The 1,240-nt window shown below is 44.8% G+C and carries 2 tRNA genes and 2 rRNA genes; all 4 read right to left on the bottom strand.

Features of this window, described 5'->3' with window-relative positions:
• A 23S ribosomal RNA gene (locus L2744_RS21440) occupies positions 1-97 on the bottom strand; the annotation flags it as partial.
• A 486-nt stretch (positions 98-583) separates the two neighbouring features.
• Positions 584-659: transfer RNA gene (locus L2744_RS21435), tRNA-Ala, on the bottom strand.
• A 151-nt stretch (positions 660-810) separates the two neighbouring features.
• Positions 811-887 (bottom strand) — tRNA-Ile (locus L2744_RS21430).
• A gap of 257 nt (positions 888-1,144) precedes the next feature.
• Positions 1,145-1,240 (bottom strand): 16S ribosomal RNA (locus tag L2744_RS21425); the annotation flags it as partial.

Here is a 1,240-nt window from a genome sequence, read left to right as displayed (position 1 = left end):
GCTTGTTACTAGCTCGCCAACGCTTTTCGCAAGTTACTACGTCCTTCATCGCCTCTGACTGCCAAGGCATCCACCGTATACGCTTAGTCGCTTAACCATACAACCCAAATGAGTTTCATCTTTCGCTTGTCAGCCATCACGTTGTCGTTATTGTGAACCTCATTCGTCAGTCATGTAGCGCTGCTACACTCCTTTCTCACTCGCTTCACGGCTTAGACACCGTTTCGTCTGACTGCGCTTACCTTATCGAAATAAGATAGGACAAACATTAGATTGTATTGCGACCAGCTTGGTTTTACTTGTCTCACTTCTGACCAAAGAAGTGGACGCGCCTTAGACGTGCATCTTTCCTTTCGACATTGCTGTCAAAAAAACAGACACACTTTTGAATATTCAAGACACTTAATAAAGTGTTTGAGAACTCATGTTCAATGCTTTCGCATTAAACGTTTTGTAATTAATCACATGACAGACTCATGCAATTAAATACTATCAGCTTTCCAAATTGTTAAAGAACGGGCTTAAAAAAGCCAAAGATAATTTTTCAGTTTATCTTTGGCATCTCTAACCATAATGCAGTAAATGGTGGAGCTATGCGGGATCGAACCGCAGACCTCCTGCGTGCAAGGCAGGCGCTCTCCCAGCTGAGCTATAGCCCCATTTACATACAGTGCGAGTAACTAAGATGTTCCAAACCTCTTAAAGGATTGGTTTGCCAAATCGAGTTATCCGCGGCAAATTAACGCGACGTTTACTCTCTTATAACAAGAGTCTAAACGAGTGTTAATTTAACAAAGGAGAACGAAGATTTGGTGGGTCAGAGTGGACTTGAACCACCGACCTCACCCTTATCAGGGGTGCGCTCTAACCAGCTGAGCTACAGACCCATCTTATTGATAAATCTACAACCATCCAGAACCACCGACCTCACCCTACTCTTTACGAGGGGATTGGGGTGCTAACCAGCTGAGCTACAGACCCATCTTATTGATAAATCTATAACTCTCTAGAACCACTGACCTCACCCTACTCTTTATGAAGGGATTGGGGTGCTAACCAGCTGAGCTACAGACCCATCTTTTACTCTTTCTTCTATCAAGCAAATCTGTGTGAACACTCAAAAGCATCGAGTTAGTCGTATAGGTAAGGAGGTGATCCAGCCCCAGGTTCCCCTAGGGCTACCTTGTTACGACTTCACCCCAGTCATGAACCACAAAGTGGTGAGCGCCCCCCCGAAGGT

The sequence above is a fragment of the Shewanella profunda genome (assembly GCF_023283765.1).
GTDB lineage: Bacteria > Pseudomonadota > Gammaproteobacteria > Enterobacterales > Shewanellaceae > Shewanella > Shewanella profunda.
Note: the sequence above shows the minus strand (reverse complement) of the source record. Positions and strands in the feature narration are given on the sequence as shown.